The sequence below is a fragment of the Clostridium sp. JN-9 genome (assembly GCF_004103695.1).
GTDB lineage: Bacteria > Bacillota > Clostridia > Clostridiales > Clostridiaceae > JN-9.
On the sequence record NZ_CP035280.1, the window covers coordinates 3,000,048 to 3,019,765 of the forward strand.

At 34.1% G+C, this 19,718-nt stretch carries 21 protein-coding genes; all 21 read right to left on the reverse strand.

Going from position 1 to position 19,718, the window contains the following annotated elements; translation table 11 throughout:
* Nucleotide 1 precedes the first annotated feature (1 nt).
* Nucleotides 2–1,081 (reverse strand): [citrate (pro-3S)-lyase] ligase, encoded by a 1,080-nt coding sequence (gene citC / locus EQM05_RS14345; RefSeq protein WP_243108082.1) that lies wholly within the window; start codon nt 1,079–1,081, stop codon nt 2–4.
* The gene (gene citF, locus EQM05_RS14350) at nt 1,059–2,597 is read right to left on the reverse strand and encodes a citrate lyase subunit alpha (protein ID WP_128750729.1); all 1,539 of its coding nucleotides are present in this window, start codon (nt 2,595–2,597) and stop codon (nt 1,059–1,061) included. The genes citC and citF overlap by 23 nt, the downstream gene beginning before the upstream one ends.
* Nucleotides 2,598–2,627: 30 nt before the next feature.
* On the reverse strand, nt 2,628–3,500 hold the full coding sequence (locus EQM05_RS14355; RefSeq protein ID WP_128750731.1) for an aldolase/citrate lyase family protein: 873 nt from the start codon (nt 3,498–3,500) through the stop codon (nt 2,628–2,630).
* A gap of 29 nt (nt 3,501–3,529) precedes the next feature.
* Nucleotides 3,530–3,793, reverse strand: coding sequence for a citrate lyase acyl carrier protein (citD, locus tag EQM05_RS14360; RefSeq protein ID WP_128750733.1), 264 nt, complete (start codon nt 3,791–3,793; stop codon nt 3,530–3,532).
* Nucleotides 3,794–3,805: 12 nt separating this feature from the next.
* Nucleotides 3,806–4,363 carry a Fe-S-containing hydro-lyase gene (locus EQM05_RS14365; RefSeq protein WP_128750735.1) on the reverse strand — a complete coding sequence of 186 codons (558 nt, stop codon included), beginning with the start codon at nt 4,361–4,363 and terminating at the stop codon, nt 3,806–3,808.
* 17 nt (nt 4,364–4,380) lie between these two features.
* Entirely contained in the window at nt 4,381–5,223 is an 843-nt protein-coding gene (locus tag EQM05_RS14370) for a fumarate hydratase (protein WP_128750737.1), read from the reverse strand.
* Between the two features lie 87 nt (nt 5,224–5,310).
* Nucleotides 5,311–6,558 (reverse strand): methylaspartate ammonia-lyase, encoded by a 1,248-nt coding sequence (locus EQM05_RS14375; RefSeq protein WP_128750739.1) that lies wholly within the window; start codon nt 6,556–6,558, stop codon nt 5,311–5,313.
* A gap of 117 nt (nt 6,559–6,675) precedes the next feature.
* The gene (locus tag EQM05_RS14380) at nt 6,676–8,133 is read right to left on the reverse strand and encodes a methylaspartate mutase subunit E (protein WP_128750740.1); all 1,458 of its coding nucleotides are present in this window, start codon (nt 8,131–8,133) and stop codon (nt 6,676–6,678) included.
* A 12-nt stretch (nt 8,134–8,145) separates the two neighbouring features.
* Nucleotides 8,146–9,537: a methylaspartate mutase accessory protein GlmL gene (gene glmL, locus EQM05_RS14385; RefSeq protein WP_128750742.1), complete on the reverse strand. Its 1,392-nt coding sequence runs from the start codon at nt 9,535–9,537 to the stop codon at nt 8,146–8,148.
* Nucleotides 9,538–9,564: 27 nt separating this feature from the next.
* Nucleotides 9,565–9,975: a methylaspartate mutase subunit S gene (gene glmS / locus EQM05_RS14390; protein ID WP_128750744.1), complete on the reverse strand. Its 411-nt coding sequence runs from the start codon at nt 9,973–9,975 to the stop codon at nt 9,565–9,567.
* Nucleotides 9,976–9,995: 20 nt separating this feature from the next.
* The gene (locus EQM05_RS14395; protein WP_128750745.1) at nt 9,996–10,958 is read right to left on the reverse strand and encodes a GntR family transcriptional regulator; all 963 of its coding nucleotides are present in this window, start codon (nt 10,956–10,958) and stop codon (nt 9,996–9,998) included.
* A gap of 270 nt (nt 10,959–11,228) precedes the next feature.
* On the reverse strand, nt 11,229–11,927 hold the full coding sequence (gene cwlD / locus EQM05_RS14400; protein WP_128750747.1) for an N-acetylmuramoyl-L-alanine amidase CwlD: 699 nt from the start codon (nt 11,925–11,927) through the stop codon (nt 11,229–11,231).
* 97 nt (nt 11,928–12,024) lie between these two features.
* Entirely contained in the window at nt 12,025–13,632 is a 1,608-nt protein-coding gene (locus tag EQM05_RS14405) for a Na/Pi cotransporter family protein (protein ID WP_128750749.1), read from the reverse strand.
* 89 nt (nt 13,633–13,721) lie between these two features.
* Nucleotides 13,722–14,114 carry a 30S ribosomal protein S9 gene (gene rpsI / locus EQM05_RS14410; protein WP_128750750.1) on the reverse strand — a complete coding sequence of 131 codons (393 nt, stop codon included), beginning with the start codon at nt 14,112–14,114 and terminating at the stop codon, nt 13,722–13,724.
* Between the two features lie 25 nt (nt 14,115–14,139).
* Nucleotides 14,140–14,574: a 50S ribosomal protein L13 gene (gene rplM / locus EQM05_RS14415; protein ID WP_128750752.1), complete on the reverse strand. Its 435-nt coding sequence runs from the start codon at nt 14,572–14,574 to the stop codon at nt 14,140–14,142.
* A 22-nt stretch (nt 14,575–14,596) separates the two neighbouring features.
* Nucleotides 14,597–14,821: a hypothetical protein gene (locus EQM05_RS14420; RefSeq protein WP_205694148.1), complete on the reverse strand. Its 225-nt coding sequence runs from the start codon at nt 14,819–14,821 to the stop codon at nt 14,597–14,599.
* 100 nt (nt 14,822–14,921) lie between these two features.
* Complete coding sequence (locus tag EQM05_RS14425) at nt 14,922–16,253, reverse strand: transposase (protein ID WP_128747874.1); 1,332 nt, start codon at nt 16,251–16,253, stop codon at nt 14,922–14,924.
* A 122-nt stretch (nt 16,254–16,375) separates the two neighbouring features.
* A complete protein-coding gene (truA, locus tag EQM05_RS14430; protein ID WP_128751135.1) occupies nt 16,376–17,110 on the reverse strand; it encodes a tRNA pseudouridine(38-40) synthase TruA in 735 nt (244 codons plus the stop codon).
* Entirely contained in the window at nt 17,107–17,916 is an 810-nt protein-coding gene (locus EQM05_RS14435; RefSeq protein WP_128750755.1) for an energy-coupling factor transporter transmembrane component T, read from the reverse strand. Before EQM05_RS14435 ends, truA begins: the two co-directional genes overlap by 4 nt.
* Before the next feature lie 31 nt (nt 17,917–17,947).
* Nucleotides 17,948–18,805, reverse strand: coding sequence for an energy-coupling factor transporter ATPase (locus EQM05_RS14440; protein ID WP_128750757.1), 858 nt, complete (start codon nt 18,803–18,805; stop codon nt 17,948–17,950).
* A complete protein-coding gene (locus EQM05_RS14445; protein ID WP_128750759.1) occupies nt 18,790–19,635 on the reverse strand; it encodes an energy-coupling factor transporter ATPase in 846 nt (281 codons plus the stop codon). Before EQM05_RS14445 ends, EQM05_RS14440 begins: the two co-directional genes overlap by 16 nt.
* Nucleotides 19,636–19,718: the final 83 nt, after the last annotated feature.

The window sequence follows — 19,718 nt, forward strand, 5'->3', positions numbered from 1 at the left end:
CTTAATGAGGTGAATTAGATTTTTTAATTTTATCTAATACCACCTGTCCCTCCTTAGAATTTAAAAACTGCCAGGTAACTTCTGGGACAAGGTATTTTACTTCCTTTAATTTGCCTTCTCTTATTAACTGTCTCACTATAGAAGCAGATATATAATTATCTTCATATTTATTTCTTTCTATTTCTATAAGCTTGACTCCGTACCTTGGAAGTATTCTTTTTAATGTTTCATTATAACTGTTTGTTACACTGCAGTATGGCTCACAGCCAACAAATCTTTTATTTATATTTAATCTGCTGCAAAAATATTTTCCAAAGATAGATGCATCAATTTCCTCATAGGCCCTGGTTCTTAATTCTTCTTTTCTTATAAAGTAAGAAGGGAATGTTGCTTTGGATATAATATACTGACCTCCGGGAATTACATTAACATTTGATAAATCACTGACCCCATTCTTAACCAGATTATATCTGTCCTTAAATGGGAATAAGGACTTATCTTCCTGAACTATGAACAATAATACCTTTTCACACTGTGCTGATGCCTTCTCAATTAAATATCTGTGCCCTAGTGTAAAAGGATTGCAGTTCATTACCAATGCCCCATTTTTGATTTCTGTATTAATACTATATTGCTTCACAAGGCTGCTTAAATATTTGTTTATGTTTGAAATTCCATATTCAAGCAGCACAGCATTTTCAGTCTCACAGAGTATGCTGAAATTTAGTGCTTCAAATACTTTTGCTTTATCAGGCTTTGTAAAAATAAAGCTTTGATAAATCCCCTGGTCAAACATTGTATTTACCAATTCTGTAATTAAAGTGCCTGTAACATTTTCCCCGCGTAATTCCTCTGAAACAGCAAAGCATTTAAATACATTCCCTGCTTTTGAACAGGTTGCTTTTATGGCTTTCTGTTCATCTCTAAGAACAATTGTGTAATCAACATCCTTATCCAGAATAAGATTAAATTTTTGAAGAAATTTATCAACCTCTTCTTTGTCCCTTGAATTATTTAAATTCACTTTCTCAAGCTGAAGACCAAACATAACATTCTCCTTACATTGGCTTTCTAACCACATCTATAACAGTACCATCCCTGTACTCTACTACAGCAACAACCTTATCACTGGTTTCTATGGGCTTAGGCTTTCCTGTGATTTTCTCTGCCATTAGCTTTAATTCCTCTATTGGCATAACAGTGAGATTTGTTTTACTTAGTTTTTCTATAAGATCTTTTCTTAAAGGATTTACTGCAATTCCTCTTTCTGTAACCAGTACGTCTATAGACTCTCCTGGTGTGGTTATAGTGGTTACCGCATCTTTGATTATGGGCAGTCTTGCCTTCATAAGATTTGTAACTACAATTGACAGCTTTGCACCTGCAGCTGTATCACTATGACCGCCTGATCCTCCCATAATAACTCCATCTGATCCTGTTGTTACATTTACATTAAAATTAGTATCAATTTCAGTTGCTCCAAGTATCATTACATCCAGGTTATTTACAACAGCTCCCTTATTATGAGGATTTCCATACATAGATCCTGACATGCCCATATGTTTTGAATTATCCCTGTATGATTCAACTGCTTTAAGATCAAAGCATTGTACATCAAATATATTATTAAATAAACCTTCATTAAGCATATCCACGATATAAGCTGTTACTCCTCCTGCTGCAAAACTTCCTACTATATTGTTTTTCTTCATGATTTTCTCCAACTCCACAGCAACTGCAAGTGAAGTCCCACCAGCTCCGGTTTGAAATGACATACCGTCTTTTACCAGTCCAGAAGCTTCAATAACCTGTGAAGCCATTTTTGCAATTTTAAGTCCTACTGGATCCTTTGTTATTTTAGTGGTTCCGGATACGATACCTGCTGGATTACCTATAGAATCAACTTTTACTACATAGTCAACATATATTTGACTTATTTCTATGGGACATGCTGGATATGGTACTAAATTATCTGTAATAGCAATAACTTTATCCGCAAACATAGCATCACTTACAGCATAACCTAGAGAACCACAGGCAGATTTACCATAAACTCCATTAATATTTCCGTATGTATCTGCAGTGGGTGCTGCAACAAAAGCTATGTCTATGTGTAAGTCTCCGCTTTCAATGGCTCTTGATCTTCCTCCATGTGTCATCATTACTGCAGGCTTTTTTAACAACCCATCAGAAACAGCTTTTGCAACTGGTCCTGAAATATAATTAGCATATATTCCAGTGACTACTCCGCTTTTAATATACTCAACTAATGGTTCATGTATTGGGAATATGGAACTGGCTGCTACAGTTATATCTTTAATTCCCCTCTTAGCCAGTGCATAAATAACATTATTTAATATAAAATCTCCATTTCTCAGGTGATGATGAAATGATACACACATTCCATCCTTTAATTCAACTTTGTCTAAAGCCTCATCTATACTGTTTAATACTTTATCTTCACCTGGCTTAACAGATTTTACTTTCACAGAAGATATATTTACTTCATTATAATTTGCAAATGCTCCCTGAAAGGGTTTAACTTTTCCATAGCCCTCTATGTATTCAGGTAACTTTCTCTGAAGTATATTTTTCATTTAAATTCCTCCTTATGGCTTAATAGTTTTCTATATAAGCCCAAGCATTTTTGCTAATTCCACTGTAGTTACAGCTCTATTTATAACAGGTGCATCTACCATCTTACCATTTAACGAAAACACCCCCAAGCCCTTGCTAAAGGCTTCATCCCTGGCTTCTAACACCTTTATGCTATGCTGAATTTCCTCATCTGTTGGAGCCAGAACCTGGTGTATGGTATCTATCTGTCTTGGATTGATTGAAGCCTTACCAGTAAATCCAAGAGCCTTTGCTTTTTCAGTATCCTTTGCAAGGCCATCATAGTCATTTGTATCTGTAAATGGTGTATCTATAGCATCTACTTTTGCAGCTCTGCAGGCAGCTGATACTCTGTTTCGAGCATACAAAATTTCTTTTCCCTTCTTTGTTCTCTTTATGCCAAAGTCTAAAGTAAGATCTTCTGCCCCTAACAGCACTGCTGATACCCTGTCTGAAGATTTAATAATATTGTAAACATTTTCAAGGCCATACGCAGTTTCAATAATAGGAATCAGTTTTATGCATTTTTCCTCAAAGTCTTCCTGGTTCTCAATTTCACTGAGCATTTTATCAATGGTTCTCAGCTGATCTTCAGTAGCCTTTGGTATCATTAATGAATCTGGTTTAACTCTTCCAATTGCATCAATATCCTTTTTGCCATAATTCGTATCCAGAGGATTCACCCTGACAACCAGCTCAACTTTTGAAAAATCTAAGAACTTTATTGCTTCACTTACTAAAGTTCTTGCACTGTCCTTTTCAGTAAGACTTACGGCATCCTCAAGGTCTAATATGACTGAATCAGCCCCAAGTATAGCAGCATTTTGAAGCATACCGGGATTATTGCCTGGCATAAAAAGCATTGTTCTTCTCAATTTTTTCATTATAATTCACCTCAAATCTTTAATGGATTTTATTTTGCCCTGTCTATTGCAGTTTTCACTCTTGCCCTTATTGTATAATCCAGTGCTCCCTTATCCTGAGCCTTTACAGTAGCACTATGCACTCCAGCTTCATTTAAAGTATCCATAATAACCTTTCTTATCTGCTCTCCAAACTGTTTTTCCACTATGCTCTGAAGTTCCAGTTCAATTCCATTGTTTTCATTTGGCATAATCATTATTAATATATCATTAGATTCTAAAGTGCCTGCTTTTGCAACTTTATTTATTTTCATTTACAGATCCTCCTATTTTAAAGAGTTTAAATATTCCTTCTGGCCGATTTCATACAGGTTATTACCTTCACTGTCAATTACCACAACCACAGGAAGATTTTCAACTTCAAGCTTTCTTACGGCCTCTGATCCTAAATCCTCATAGGCTACAAGCTCTGCCTTTTTAACAGCTTTGCCCATCAATGCTGCAGCACCTCCAATAGCAGCAAAATAAACAGCTTTATTTTTAACCATAGATTCTACCACTTCTTTTGATCTTAATCCTTTTCCTATCATTCCCTTAAGTCCAATATCCAGGAGTTCAGGTGCATATGGATCCATTCTATAGCTTGTAGTTGGTCCTGCTGATCCTATTGGTTCTCCAGGCTTTGCAGGTGTTGGCCCTACATAATATATTATTGCGTCTTTTACATCAAATGGAAGAGGTTTATTTTCATGCAGCAGATCTACTAATCTTTTATGTGCAGCATCTCTTGCTGTATATATTGTTCCTGTTATTAATACACTGTCTCCAGCTTTTAATTCTTTTACTTTTTCTTCAGTTAATGGAGTTACTATTTTCTTTTCCATGCTATTATTCCCCTCCCCTAAAATTCTACTTCATCATGCCTTGTTACATGACAATTTATATTTACAGCTACAGGAAGTCCTGCTATATGTGTTGCATAAGTTTCTATATTTACTGCCAGGGCTGTGGTTAATCCGCCAAATCCCTGAGGTCCAATTCCAGTTTCATTTATTTTCTTAAGAAGTTCTTCTTCCAGGGATGCATAAAACTTATTATGATTTCTTTCTGATAAAGGTCTTATTAAAGCTCTTTTTGCAAGATTAGCAGCTTTGTCAAAAGTTCCCCCTATTCCTACTCCTACTACAATTGGAGGACAAGGATTGGGGCCGGCTTCCTTTACAACTTTTAATATGAAGTTTTTAACTCCCTCTAATCCATCTGCAGGTTTTAACATTTTTATCTGGCTCATGTTCTCAGAACCAAATCCCTTAGGTGCTACAGTTATTTTAAGCTTTTCACCTGGTACCACATCATAATATATTACTGCAGGAGTATTATCTTTAGTATTTACTCTGTTGAGGGGATCTTTAACTACAGATTTTCTTAAATATCCCTCTTCATATCCCTGTCTTACACCTTCATTAATAGCATCTTCAATGCTTCCACCCACAATGTGCACATCCTGGCCTAATTCAACAAAAACGCATGCCATTCCCGTATCCTGACACATTGGCATGTTTTCAGCTGCTGCTGTGTCTACATTATCCAGTATTTTATTTAATATTCCTTTTGCCATTGGCCACTTTTCATTATTTGAAGCTTCTTTTATTTTATTTTTAACATCTTCATTTAAATGTATATTGGAATTTATACACATTTTCTTTACTGCTTTCACTATTTCGGCTGTGTTTACCTCTTTCATGATTAATCCCTCCTCTAAAATTTTATTGATATACAGAAAGTAAATATAATGATTGAAAAGGCAGTTTAAATAAACTGCCTTTTATATTTATTTATTTTTTCTTCTGTTTATAAGCGCAAGGACTCTGTTCATTTCGTTATTTACAATCATAAATCCTTCATCAACGCCCATTCCTGGTTTAGCAAGTACCTGCTTGGCACCGCAGGCCATTCCTATATTAGTAGTAACTTCTGCTGATCTATTGGTCTCGTTGCATGTTCCACCGCAATATGCTCCCATACCGTGTTTTTTACAGTACATAATTGCATCGGCAATATTATTTACTCCTCCTAAATCAGGAGTTTTAATCTGAACCATATGCCCTGCCTTATTATCTGTGAAGAACTTTACGTCATCTACAGTATTGCACCATTCATCTGCAACTAATTCAACATTTATTCCTCTATTATCTAATTCAGCTCTTAAATCTCTTAATGCTTCCATTTGTTTTTGTCTGTCTTCTACGTCCATTGGTCCTTCAATTCTTAAATGGAATGGTTTTGCTGCTTCTTCAAGAGTTTTGATGTAATCTGCCATTGCTTTTGTGTCACATTTAAAAGCTATTCCAATTGTTCCATATACATCTATGTGAAATATTGGGTTATAGTCTTCCCTTGTTCTTAATTTTAAAACTCTGTTTCTAAGCCATTTAACATATTCTAATAATTTTTCACCCTTTAAACCAAGCTTCTGCTCAACATTGTTAATTAAAGCGTGAGGCATTACATCTGCACCTTTAATTATCATTTTATCTACATTGTCATATCTGTCGTCACCAGACTGAGTGAATATTGGTACAGCCTTTATTTCCTCTCCAGGATTATATTCATTTCTTATTACTTCAGCCATAGTTATCTTATGAGCTTTTGCCACAGCATCAAGAATAGCCTGAGTTATTCCATATCTTATTGCAGTATGTAATCTTTTGCCGTTAATATGCATTTTATCAAATTCTTCTGCTAATTCTTTAAAACTATCTAAATTTCTGCCAATTAATTTTGGAGCAATTTCATTTTCTATTACAGGTATAAAATCCTTAGCAAGGAATAGTGGATCTCTTCCGCCTGCACCTGAGTACTGAACTGCAGCACAGTCTCCATAAGCTACCTGACCGTCTTCAAGTACTATCATTACCGATATGGATTCTCCGGCCATTCTAACCTGAGTAAATCCATCTGTAACTGGCTCTCCGGTATATGTAAAACCATCATGACCGGCACCTTTCTTTATTGCCCTTTGATCATCAAAATAAAACCCTGTTCTTCCTGCAGAACAAACAACATCTGTAATTTTCATGTCATCCACCTATCCTTTAATATATTTATTAAATTTACCTGCATTTAACAACTTTTTAAATGCAGATACTTTTCTTGGCACAATGTAATGTTTTTAATCCAAAGTATGCGATAATTCTTATTTCTTTTCAGGTCTTCCAATTAATTGACCTTTGCCAACTGCAAAAATGTCATCTATAGTCATTTGGAATGATATTTCTCTGTTTTCATATTTTGCTCTCTCTGAAAGCTTTTTAGTATTATAATTTTTTAATTCCTCGGTAAAAGGCAGATTTCCAAAGTTCAGATATCTAACTGCACCATTATTATCTCTTGCAGGCATCATTATGCCGGAATTAAATTTACTTGGTGCAAATGGAACATCTACAATCCCTGATTCAAAACCTTTTACAGTTCCAACTGCTAAATCTCCATTGCCTAATTCTAACAATTTGTCAATTATGCACTTTGTTTCAGCCTTTATTATGGCCATTTCAGTTTCCAGCTCTTTTGACATAGGAAGTCTTTGTCCCTGAAGCATATTTAATGCCATTTTTGTTGCCTTAATGCCTGCAGCATTTGCTTCTTTTGTTGGGATACCTAATGCTTCATGAGGAGTTTTTACAATTACCTTGGTTGCTCCTGCAAGTGCTGCTGTTGCAGCTCCTGTAGATATAACTCCAAAAGCTTTTGCTTCATCCTGAGGGAAGCCTCCCATCCATTGATGAAATACTGTTGTTATATAAACATCATTATAACCATATTGCTTTAAGTATTCATTTATCTGCTCTTCAAGTGCTCTCAAAGCAGCCACGTCCTGAATTAAATTGCCGCATTGTCCATATCCAACTGTTATATTTTTTACACCTTGCTCAGCTGCAAGAAGGGTTTCTATTATTGCAACTGCATTTGATGTACTTGGCGGCACCAGTGTTCCTGTTAATGGTCCAAATGGTTCTCTGTTTATTGAAACTCCATGTTCTTCATAATAACCCACTAATCTATCGCAGTACTGCCAGTCTAATAGTGATTTTTCAATTGATACATTTTTTGCATATGGAATATTGTATGATATTCCGCCGCCTTCATTTGATGTCCATCCTGATGCATGTATTATTTCTGCCAGCAGCCTTGCATCTGGTGTACCGTGTCTTGCCTGTAAAGGTAAATCCAAAGCTTCAAATACCTGTCTGCATCCATGCACTCCATGATTTACTGCAGGAAATCCATTTAGTAGGGATCTTCCAGCAGCTAAGCTTTCCTTAATGCCTACTTCACACTCATCATATCTGTTCTGCCTTGTATAACTGTCTATAGTTGAAGGAAGTAAATCTGCCCCTCCTTCATTTTGTAAATGCTGAAGCAGTTCAATGTGTTCATTGATTAAAGCAACACCTGCTCTTGGCTGAGCCAGGGTAATACCTTTTTCTTTTGCATCCTTTAGTTTTGCTGGAAAACTTTTAGATGCAGGCACTTTTTTTAAATATTCAACAGCCTCATCTAAATTAACATCTTTACCGGTTGGCCATTGATTAATAACTTCTTCTCTAACTTTAAAGAATTCCTCTTCAGTCCATTTTTTATTTTTAAGTTCCATGAAAACTTCCTCCTATTCAACTTTAACCAAGTATTTTTTCAATATTCTTACGGCCATATCAGGGTTGTCTTCAGCCAATAATCCCATAGCTGACATTATGTAAGTTTTATCTAGTAAAAATTCAGGATTCATTGGCTTTAAATAATTAGGATTTGTATTATCAAAGGTACCAGCTTTCAATATATCTGCCGGATTTTTACTGTGTACTAATACTCCTCCTGTACCAATAAGATATTTTACTTCTAATAGGTCTTTTCCCTCCTGGGTGAATAAAACGCCCATTGGTGTATACATACTCTCTATGGTTCCCACATGTCTTTCCAGTGCAATTTCAGTTGATACTTTTGCCATTGCTTCATCAAATTTAATTTCAAGTTCTGTTTTAGGTACCATTTTGATATTTTCTGCTCTATATTTACAATTTGCTTCCACATCAATACTTTTATCATTAAGGTATTTTTGAACTCTTCTTGTTCCTGCTGCTTCCCAGAGAGATACTGCCGAATATCTCATTCCCAAATCACCTTCAACAGTTCGTTTTGCAAAAGGCTCTTCAAGTCCTCTCATGGTAACACCAGGTTTTGTAGGTTCTCCATCTGCTAAGGAATGTACATCTGTAGTGGCGCCGCCTATATCAACAACTATTAAGTCTCCTATTCCTGCTTCCTTATCACTGCCCTCACTAAGAACTCTGGCAGCCTTTAACACTGCTGCAGGTGTAGGCATAAGTATACCGTTTATATAATTTTCTGCTATTTTCATACCCTTTGCTTCTATTATTTTTTCCATAAATATCTGTCTTATTACTTCGCGGGCAGGTTCAACATTTAAAACGTTTAATTTAGGCATTACATTCTCAGTTATTCTATAAAAAATATTATTGCTTTTAAATATCTCTTCTATTTTATCTTGTGCAACTTTATTACCAGCTACTACAATAGGAAGCTTAACTCCATGCTGTGCCAGCATATTTGCATTGTGAATAATACACTCCTTATTTCCTCCATTTGTACCACCTGCAAGTAGTATAATATCTAGATTTGAATTTTTTATTTCTTCTATTTCTTTTCCTGTTAATTCATAGCTGTAAACTTTAAGCACTCTTGCTCCTGCACCTAAAGCCGCACGTTTTGCTGCTTCTGCTGTTAAATCAGGTACTAAACCAATAGCCACCATTTTTAATCCGCCTGCTGCAGAAGAACATGCAAATTTTTTTATAAAATTTACATGCTTATTTTCTATTTGTTTTTCTATTTTTTTAAATGCATTGTTAAAACCAACCATTATGTCGGTGTCTACGGTGGTAATATCCTTAGCTGTAGCCAGTATTTCTTCATTTTCTATATCTACAGCCGTAAGTTTAGTGTATGTGCTTCCAAAATCAATAAGCAAGTAAGCTTCCACTTCTATCACTCCCAAATACAAGTTATGCTATGCTTCTATTTTTAGATCATGTTTTAAGTCCTTAACCCCAATCTCTGGATCAGATCCTGGCGGGTAAACTCTGTCAAATCCCATTGCTTTAAATTTATTGTAAGTATCTTCCCATTTCTGTTTACCTACTACAAGATTTCCACCAACATAAAGTAATATTCCTTTTAATCCTGCTTCATCACATTTTTCTCTAAGTCCTCTGCAATCTATTTCACCGTGTCCATATAGTGATGAAACCAAAATTGCTTCTGCATTAGTTTCAATTGCAGCATTTATAAAATCCTCTTGTGGAGAAAGAACTCCGATATTAATCACATTAAATCCTGCCTGTGTAAATACATGATTTAAAATTTTATTGCCCACTGCATGACAGTCTGAGCCTATTACGCCTAATACTATTGTTTTCATTAAAAAGGACCTCCTAAAGATTATTTATTTAATTCAATAATTTTTGATTTAAGAGCTTTTACGGAATCATAATCAAGGCTGTATAAAAACTCTATTATTTCTTTATTGTCTGTATTTAACTGCATTATATCCTTATATCTGCCAGGTGAAACAATAAGAACATCTGATTTATTAATCAGATCACTCAGCTTATGCTTGTCTGTGGAATTTGTAAATTCTATGTTCAGGTTACCTAACCCGGCCTTTTCCAATGCATCTTTTACCTTAAACATAAATTCTTTTGATATGCATACAAATGCAAATTTTACATCATCTGAATATCTTGCTATCTTTACTATGGTTCCCATATCTGCATTAATAGCTACACCTAATACTTCTTTGTTAAAGCTTTTTATTAAATCCCTAACTTCATTAACATGATTAAATGTAGATATGATTATTTGTGATTCTTCAACTAATTTTTTAGTGGAAGAATTCATATTTTGTAAGTCCCTAATTGTTAATGCCTTTACATTCATGTAAGTATTGTCACTTAACTGTTTGCTGAACATCTTAGCTTGTTCTATATTGCATTCTATGTAAATGGCCTGGGTCTTCCTCATAAGTTCTTTTTTTTCTTTTACTCTTTTTATTACGATTTCTACAAATTCATCTGCATCCATACCTGTCTCTAATGCTTCTTCAAAACCTAAATCAACGAATTTGATTATTTTGTCTTTTATATTTTCTGCTTTCCAGGTATTAGCCTCTTCTGCCACAAAAGTGCCCTTTCCCTGATATGAACTCAATATGCCATCATGTTCTAATTCATTATAGCTTGTACTTACTGTATTCCTGCTGATTTTTAACTGTTCTGCCAGCTCTCTTTCAGTAGGCATCTTGCTTCCAACTTTGAGAGATCCTTCTTTTATTAATCTGATTATTTCCTTTTTCACTTGTATGTATAATGGCACCCCGTTATTCTTAACTATTTCTATCCCCATCTTATCACTCCCAAAGTTTAATGGACCAATGGATTAATCCATTGACGTTTTTATAATACCATTATATTTTAATTAGAGCAATGCTTCAATATATATAATCTGAAAATATATTTTATAAATAGTAATCAAATTAATAATGTTTTGTGTTTTTTGTTATCAATATTAAAAATTTACTCTCAAAATTACTAAATTAAATAAAAAGATGACAAATTTTCTGGCAAATTTGTCATCCTTTTATTTATAAGTTTTTGCAGGATATATGAACAAGCCTTAATTGCTTTGGTAGTACTCCTCAACTGATTTAGCAATAATATCCGCTATTTTAAGCTGATATTGCTCACTTTTTAACATCTGTTCTTCATTGTAATTTGATAAGAATCCACATTCAACTATTACCTGGGGTATTGGATTGTCTCCTAATAGTACTTTATAACTTTGCCCTGCAGGTTTTTCTACCCTTTTATTTCCGTCATTAATATTATTTTTAAAATTGTCCTGTAAGACCTTTGCCAGTTTTTCGCTGTTACTATTACTGCCGTACCATACTTGTGCTCCATAATATTTTCCCTCTGGAAACATATTAAGATGTATGCTTATAAACATATCACATTTACTTTCATTTTTCATTTTAAGTCTGTTATTCAAATCTTCTATTTTCTTTTTTCTTATTTTTCCTTCATTTGTATAGAGTCCTTTATCCTCTTCTCTTGTCATTATAACCTTATATCCTTGTTTGCTGAGAATATCCTTTAATTTTAAAGATATAGATAGATTTATATCTTTCTCAACTGTACCTGATTTTGATACAGCCCCGCCATCAATTCCACCATGACCTGCATCAATTAATATAGTTTTATCTTTAGCATCAGTGGTAAATGCTTTTACACCGCTGAATTGAAATTGTACAGCAGATATAATTGCTAAAAAGCAGATAATGAGAATAACAAGTTTCTTACGCTGTTTAAACATTTTATCCCTTCTCTTCTTAGTTATACCCTACTATTTTATCCAATTTTAAATGAAAAAATCGGTACAATTTTTACTAAATCTACACTACAAATCCTTATTATCTGTTTAATATTGTCTCTGCTATATTTGTGGAGTGATCCCCTATCCTTTCCATGTTCCCCAGCATTTCCAAAAATATAGTACTAGCTTCAGGAGAGCAGATTCTTTTGTTTAATCTATTTATGTTATTTTCTCTAAAACTCTTATCACATATATCTATTTGTTCTTCTATATTTATAACCTCCTGAGCAATATCCTTATCATTATTTTTAAAACTCTCAAGGCTCTTATCCAAGGCACTTATAGTTTCACTGTACATTTTTTTTATTTCATCTATTGATTGCTCTGAAAAAATAACTTTTTTCTGCATTTTTTCAAAGGTCAGATCTGCTATATTTTCCGCATGATCCCCTATTCTTTCAATATCATTTACCACATGAAACATTGAAGTTACAATATTCAGCTTTTCTTCTGACAATTCCTCATTAGACAGTTTAACCAAAAATGAGGTTATATCATTTTCTAATCTGTTTATAACTGTTTCATTAAAGTACACTTTATTAGCCAAGTCGTCATCATTTAATTCAAAAGCTTGAACAGCAGATTCAATATTGTCCTTTGCTTTTTTTGCCATTCTGTTAATTTCCTTTATAGTCTGCGCTACGGCAATAACCGGAGATTTTAAAAGTCTTTCATCTAAATACTTAAGTCTTATTTCTTCAACATTATCTTCTCCTGGAATTATTGCATTTACCATCTTTACAAGATATGGAATGAACCATACCTGAATAAATGTATTTGCTATATTAAATAAAGTATGGGAATTTGCAATCTGCCTTCCAACATTATTTGAAGAAATATATGTTACAGCATATATAAATGGGTTTAATAAAATACTGAATATAATTACTCCTATTATATTAAATATTAAATGTATAAGAGCTGCCTTTTTAGCAGTCTTACTGGTGCCAACGCTGGATAATAATGCAGATGTACATGACCCTATATTGTCTCCAAACACTATGGGTATACATACATTTAAAGGCATAGGTGCCACTGCAGATAAAGCTATTAATATTCCAATTGTAACAGCTGAATTTTGAATAACTATAGTTAAACATAATCCGATAAATATTGATAAAAATATATTCCCGGATAGAGTACGTATAAAACTAATATACCAGGTTGTATCAGCTGTAAATTTAATTGAATTTTCTATAAGTGACATACCTAAAAATAAAATGCCGAGCCCAAGTAAAACACTACCTATCTCCTTTTCTTTTTTACCTTTGGAAATAATTATTAAAACTGATCCTATTCCTATAAATAATGGGGTTACAGCATTGATTTTGAAGGCCAATAGCTGTCCAGTAATTGTAGTTCCTATATTAGCTCCCATAATCACACCTGCAGCCTGATATAAATTCATAATCCCTGCATTGACAAATCCCACTATCATAACTGTAGTAGCACTGCTGCTCTGTATTCCCGCTGTTACAACAGTACCAGCCAGAACTCCGCGCAAAGGATTTGCATTAACAGTCTCAAATTGTTTCTTTAATTTTTCTCCAAATATGCTTTCAATTCCATCACCCATTAGTTTCATTCCATATAAAAGCAATCCAACCCCGCCAATAAATTGGAAAATAACCGTTGTTAAGTTCAAAATAAACCCCACCCCAAATCCTATTATATGGTAAAAATAAAGAATCCCCAAAACATAAGTGTTTTGGGGATTGTATTGTCTTGTAAAAACTATCTTTTTGAAAATTGTGGAGCTCTTCTGGCTTTCTTAAGACCATATTTCTTTCTTTCTTTCATTCTTGGGTCTCTAGTTAAGAAACCAGCCTTTTTTAATTCTGGTCTTAAATTTGCATCAGCCTTTAACAAAGCTCTTGAAATACCATGTCTTATAGCTCCTGCTTGACCTGTAAATCCACCACCACATACATTAACAACTACATCAAATTTGTCCTTTGTTTCAGTTAAAGTTAGCGGCTGATTTATTATTAGCTTTAATGTTTCAAGTGGGCAGTAAGCATCTATATCTCTATTATTTATTGTTATTCTACCTTCACCTGGTACAAGTCTTACTCTTGCGATTGATTTTTTTCTTCTTCCAGTTCCAAAATACTGTACTTTAGCCATTTTATATCCTCCCTTCAGACATCAATTAGTATCTTAATTCTAATACTTCAGGCTTCTGAGCTTCATGTTCATGCTCTGAACCTCTATATACTTTAAGTTTTGTTAACATTTTTCTTCCAAGTACTCCTGGAGGAAGCATTCTTCTAACAGCTTCCTGAAAAACAAATTCAGGTTTTCTTGCTATAGCATCTCTGTATGGCATTTCTTTTAAACCACCCGGATATCCTGTGTGGTGTCTTAACATTTTTTGATCTAATTTTTTTCCAGTTAAAACAACTTTTTCTGCATTTATTATTATAACAAAATCTCCTGTGTCTACATTTGGTGTGAAAGTTGGTTTATTTTTACCTCTTAAAATTGTAGCAACCTGGCTGGCAGCTCTTCCAAGCGGCTTTCCAGCAACATCAACAACATACCATTTTCTTTTAATATCTTCTGGTTTTGCTATGTATGATTTCATCTTTTTACCTCCCGTGTAATCTTTAATATAATAATACGATCTCTATATAAAGATCCGGGGCTAGTGGATCTTCTATACTTTGAATACAAACATTTATATTATAATACAATCTGCCAGGTGTGTCAATGACTTGTGTTATAAACCAGCCTTGAAAGGTGAAATTGTTTCTGTCTGCTAAATTCAACTTATTTTCTTTAAACGCCATGTTATCCACAATTCTTTTTTCTGGATTTATACTTATCCACAAAAATATCCGGCACTACACCAATTTGTTTTTCTTGTGGATAAATTTTTTGTTCAAGTTAAATTTACTCTTGGCAGACATCACTTCCTTTGATATAATCATTTTAGGCGGTTGATATGCTATGCATATCAACTTGAAATATATCTTCCCTTGTTAGTTGCTGTCCAAAGCTTGCTAGCAGGTCAGAGGATATATTTTTTTGTTTCTTTTTTATATCATTGGCTTTCAAATAATACCATTCATACAGTTGCTTGATTGTATCAGATATCTGCAGCATCAGGTAATGATTCTTCATCGCTTGGACATTCCAGCTGCATACATGTGTGATATTTCCCTGCCAGTTTTTCTGACGATTGAAGCCTTCATTTTCTATTTTCCAGCGTTTTCTTCCCGCAGCCGCTAAATTTTCCGCATTTTTGTCTGTAATCCTAAGACTGGTCAGCCACTGGAATTCTGTCCATACATTTTTCCCTTTTATTACTTTTTCCTCCCAGTATCTAAGCATATTTACGGGTTTTTCTTTGTAATCTATTTCATTCACATATTCCGCATGACCTGATGTTCCCTTCTCTGGTATTGCTTCATATTCTGCGGCAATACTTGGGATACTCCCGGTTTTATACCTGATAATAAAATCCCAGTGATTTTTTCTGCATATCTCCATAACTTTTTCTGATGCATACAGGCTATCCGCCAACAATATTATTGGAAGGCGCGGAAATCTTTTTTTCAGCTTAGCTGCAAGTCTTTGAAACGCCTTAGTTTCACAGTCCTGTTTACGCTCTTCCTCACTCATACTTTTTTGACGCAGAGCGTCTTCTCCATTATTCTCCACAAACTCACTTGCTATACTTACAATCAGTTTTTCTCCCAAAACGATTTTTGCTTCTAGAACATCGCTGTGATAACTGACTTTTTCATCCACTGTTCCTTTATTGTGATGTCTTTCAAGGCATTGCTCATTGATCTGGCGACTTCCGGAATATAACTGTGACCCATCAACAATCAAAAGCCATTTCTTCTGATACCTGGCATCATCAAATGTCTTTCTTCGTATCAGACTATACACCATGGACTGCTGGATTTCCTGCAATTGAGACGTAGCCAACTTCTCCAGATATTCATTTACGGTTACTCCGTGTGGGAGATATGACCTATCACTTTCTCCAAGAAAGTTCATAATGTTTTTTACCACCTTGTCATCATTAAACTCATATGTCATAGATTGCATGCTTACAAGCCCAGCTATTCCTTTGTAATACACAGTTCCAAGCATTACTTTATTGGAATAATCAATATAGCTTTGATGCCTAGGATCCAGCGTCCCTGCAAACTTCTGAAACAACTCAGGAAAATACTTCTTTTGGATTTTATTACATTCTGCCGCTGGATTTTTTTCTATTCTCCGATTTATACGATCCTGTTCTCTTCCCATTTTTACCTCACTGCGAATAAGTTTTTATATTATTTTACTACACTTATTGCAGATTGGCATGAAATCAGATTAATTTGTGCGAATTTTTTTACCTTTCATAGCTGGTTATAAACATTTTGTTTCTAATAAAAAACTTCATCAAGGCACAAGCCTTTTCCTGGCACACATTTGCCTGCTCTTTTTCTATTTTTTGACTCTATAATATCTTTTATATCCTCTGGCTTAATCCGTCCTACACCAACATCTATTAAGGTACCTGTAATAATTCTCACCATATTATATAGAAAGCCGTCTGCAGATATTATTATTCTTATAAAATTGCCTTCCTGCTCTATTTTAAGTTCTGAGATTGTTCTGACAGATGTTTTTACGTTGCTGCCAATACTTCTAAATGCCTCAAAGTCATGAGTTCCTATAAAATAACCAGCTGCCTTTCTCATTAACTCCACATTTAACTTTCGTTTATATAAATATGAATACTGCCTTCCAATAGATATTCTCTGCTTTGCATTAACTATTGTGTATATATATCTTTTTCCTTTACAGTTGTATCTTGCATGAAAATCCAAAGGCATTTCCTCTGCCTTTAAAATAACAATGTCATCCGGCAGAAGATTATTTAAAATATCCCTGAATCTTTCTCCTGGTATCTTTGTGTTAAGCAGAAAGTTGCATACATATCCTTTTGCATGAACACCAGAATCAGTTCTGCTGGCTCCATAGATATTTATTTTTTCATTAGTAAATTTAAATAAAGCATCTTCAATAACCTGTTGTATTGTTATTGCATTTTTTTGTCTCTGCCAGCCGGAATAGCAAGTCCCATCATATTCAACTGTCAGCTTAATATTTTTTATATTTTCCACTTAAATCTACTCCAAATTGAAACTGCCACCAGCACAAATGTACATATTGATGCTATTAAATCCCTTTGAGTAAGTTTCAGCTGTTTCATTCTTGTTCTGCCTTCTCCGCCTCTATAACACCTTGCTTCCATTGCCATAGCTAATTCATCAGCTCTTCTAAAGGAACTTATGAATAACGGGACAAGCAATGGAATTAAGTTTTTAGCCCTTTGAATTAAATTACCTGATTCAAAATCCGCTCCCCTGGCCATTTGAGCTTTCATTATCTTGTCAGTCTCATCCAGCAAAGTAGGGATAAATCGAAGTGCTATAGTCATCATCATTGCTAACTCATGTGCCGGAACACCTATTCTTTTAAAAGGATTTAACAACTTTTCTATACCATCTGTAAGCTCTATAGGTGATGTTGTTAAAGTTAAAAGAGATGTACCAACTATTAAAAATACAAGTCTTACAACCATAAAAGCAGCTAATATTAATCCTTCTTTATATATGGTGATAAACTTCCAAGACCAGATTACTTCCTTACCATCTGCCATTAGTATATTGAGTAAAGCTGTTATAATAACAAGTACAAATATTGGTTTTAACCCCTTGTAAATATATTTAAGCTGGACTTTAGATATATATATACTAAATATAGTAAATGCTATTATAAATATATAACCCTGAAAGCTATTTACCACAAACAAGTTTATAATATATATTAAAGATATTAATATTTTAATTCTTGGATCTAATTTGTGAACAAATGAATCTCCTGGTATATACTGACCTATTGTAATATCTTTAATCATTTATTAGTTCTCCTAACATAAAGTATATTAATTATTTATTCTTATTAAACAACTTTACAATTGCTTCTTTAGCCTGATCTATAGTATATATATCATCCGATAAATCATACCCCTTTTTTCTTAACTCCCTTATAAGATATGTTACCTGAGGTACAGCTAAGCCAACACTTTCAAGAGTATCTATCTCCTTAAAAATCTCACTTGGTTTACCATCCAATATGCATTTGCCTTCATTCATCACCAATATCCTGTCTGCAAGATTTGCAACATCCTCCATGCTATGTGATACCAGTATAATAGTCATGTTATACTCTTTATGCAATTTTTTTATCTTCCCTAAGATATCATCTCTGCCTTTTGGATCAAGTCCTGCAGTAGGCTCATCAAGTATTAGAATTTTAGGTTCCATAGCAACTACACCGGCTATGGCTACTCTTCTTTTCTGACCGCCGCTTATTTCAAATGGCGATTTATCTTTATACTTTTCATAATCTAGTCCAACAATATTCATTGCTCTTTCTACTCTGGTATTTATGTCATCATCGCTTAACCCCAGATTTCTAGGTCCAAAAGCAATGTCTTTTTCTATAGTCTCTTCAAACAGCTGATACTCAGGATACTGAAAAACAAGTCCTACTTTCTTTCGAATAGTACTCATTTTAACATTTTTACTGCTTATATCAATATCATCAATAATTATTTTACCTGAATCAGGTTTTAACAATCCATTAATATGCTGAATAAGTGTAGATTTTCCAGAGCCAGTATGCCCAATAAGTGCCAGAAACTCTCCATCATTTATAGTAATACTTACATTGTTAAGAGCTGTTTTTTCAAAAGGTGATCCTTTCATGTATATGTGCGTTAGATTTTCTATAATAATTGACATAATCCATTCACCATCTCATCAATTGTTAATATATCACTTTTAAGCGGTAATCCCATCTTCCTTAATTCGTATGCCAATTCAGTCATTTGTGGTACATCCAGACCAATAGTTTTCATTTTCTCTACCTGACTGAAAATTTCCCTCGGATTACCTTCCATAGCTATCTTTCCTTCATCCATTACTATTATCCTGTCCGCCTCTGTTGCCTCTTCCATAAAATGTGTAATTAATACAATTGTTATATTAAATTTTTTGTTCAATTCCTTTATTGTGCCAATTACTTCTTTCCTTCCAGATGGATCAAGCATGGCTGTAGGCTCATCCAGAACAATGCATTCCGGCCGCATAGCTAATACTCCTGCAATAGCAACTCTTTGCTTCTGACCTCCAGAAAGCAAATGAGGAGCATGTTTCTTATATTTATACATATCAACTGTTTTCAAAGAATCATCTACTCTTTTCCTAATTTCAGTTGGCTCAATTCCAAGGTTTTCTGGTCCAAATGCTACATCTTCTTCTACTATAGTTGCAACAATTTGATTATCTGGATTTTGGAATACCATTCCTGCCTTATGCCGAATGTTCCAAGTATTATTTGTATCAGAAGTATCCATACCATCTACATATACCTTGCCATCTGAAGGAATCAATAATGCATTTATATGCTTAGCAAGGGTAGACTTCCCTGAGCCGTTTCTTCCAAGAACAACAATAAATTCTCCCTTTTTTACATGAATATTAACGCCGTTTACTGCTATTTTGCCTTTTTCTTTTTCACTATTACCATATTGGTAAACCACATTGATACAGTCAATCATTTTTTGTTCCAAAGGAAACACCTCTATTACTAAGCAATGATTTATAATATATTATAGCAAGATTATTATGTATTAAAAAGGGGACTAAGCTCTAT

Excerpts from the sequence above, each read along its gene's own strand:
- citC (WP_243108082.1), bottom strand. The coding sequence starts at position 1,081 with ATGTGGTTAGAAAGCCAATGTAAGGAGAATGTTATGTTTGGTCTTCAG.
- citF (WP_128750729.1), bottom strand. The coding sequence starts at position 2,597 with ATGAAAAATATACTTCAGAGAAAGTTACCTGAATACATAGAGGGCTAT.
- EQM05_RS14355 (WP_128750731.1), bottom strand. The coding sequence starts at position 3,500 with ATGAAAAAATTGAGAAGAACAATGCTTTTTATGCCAGGCAATAATCCC.
- citD (WP_128750733.1), bottom strand. The coding sequence starts at position 3,793 with ATGAAAATAAATAAAGTTGCAAAAGCAGGCACTTTAGAATCTAATGAT.
- EQM05_RS14365 (WP_128750735.1), bottom strand. The coding sequence starts at position 4,363 with ATGGAAAAGAAAATAGTAACTCCATTAACTGAAGAAAAAGTAAAAGAA.
- EQM05_RS14370 (WP_128750737.1), bottom strand. The coding sequence starts at position 5,223 with ATGAAAGAGGTAAACACAGCCGAAATAGTGAAAGCAGTAAAGAAAATG.
- EQM05_RS14375 (WP_128750739.1), bottom strand. The coding sequence starts at position 6,558 with ATGAAAATTACAGATGTTGTTTGTTCTGCAGGAAGAACAGGGTTTTAT.
- EQM05_RS14380 (WP_128750740.1), bottom strand. The coding sequence starts at position 8,133 with ATGGAACTTAAAAATAAAAAATGGACTGAAGAGGAATTCTTTAAAGTT.
- glmS (WP_128750744.1), bottom strand. The coding sequence starts at position 9,975 with ATGAAAACAATAGTATTAGGCGTAATAGGCTCAGACTGTCATGCAGTG.
- EQM05_RS14395 (WP_128750745.1), bottom strand. The coding sequence starts at position 10,958 with ATGGGGATAGAAATAGTTAAGAATAACGGGGTGCCATTATACATACAA.
- cwlD (WP_128750747.1), bottom strand. The coding sequence starts at position 11,927 with ATGTTTAAACAGCGTAAGAAACTTGTTATTCTCATTATCTGCTTTTTA.
- rpsI (WP_128750750.1), bottom strand. The coding sequence starts at position 14,114 with ATGGCTAAAGTACAGTATTTTGGAACTGGAAGAAGAAAAAAATCAATC.
- rplM (WP_128750752.1), bottom strand. The coding sequence starts at position 14,574 with ATGAAATCATACATAGCAAAACCAGAAGATATTAAAAGAAAATGGTAT.
- EQM05_RS14425 (WP_128747874.1), bottom strand. The coding sequence starts at position 16,253 with ATGGGAAGAGAACAGGATCGTATAAATCGGAGAATAGAAAAAAATCCA.
- EQM05_RS14435 (WP_128750755.1), bottom strand. The coding sequence starts at position 17,916 with ATGATTAAAGATATTACAATAGGTCAGTATATACCAGGAGATTCATTT.
- EQM05_RS14440 (WP_128750757.1), bottom strand. The coding sequence starts at position 18,805 with ATGTCAATTATTATAGAAAATCTAACGCACATATACATGAAAGGATCA.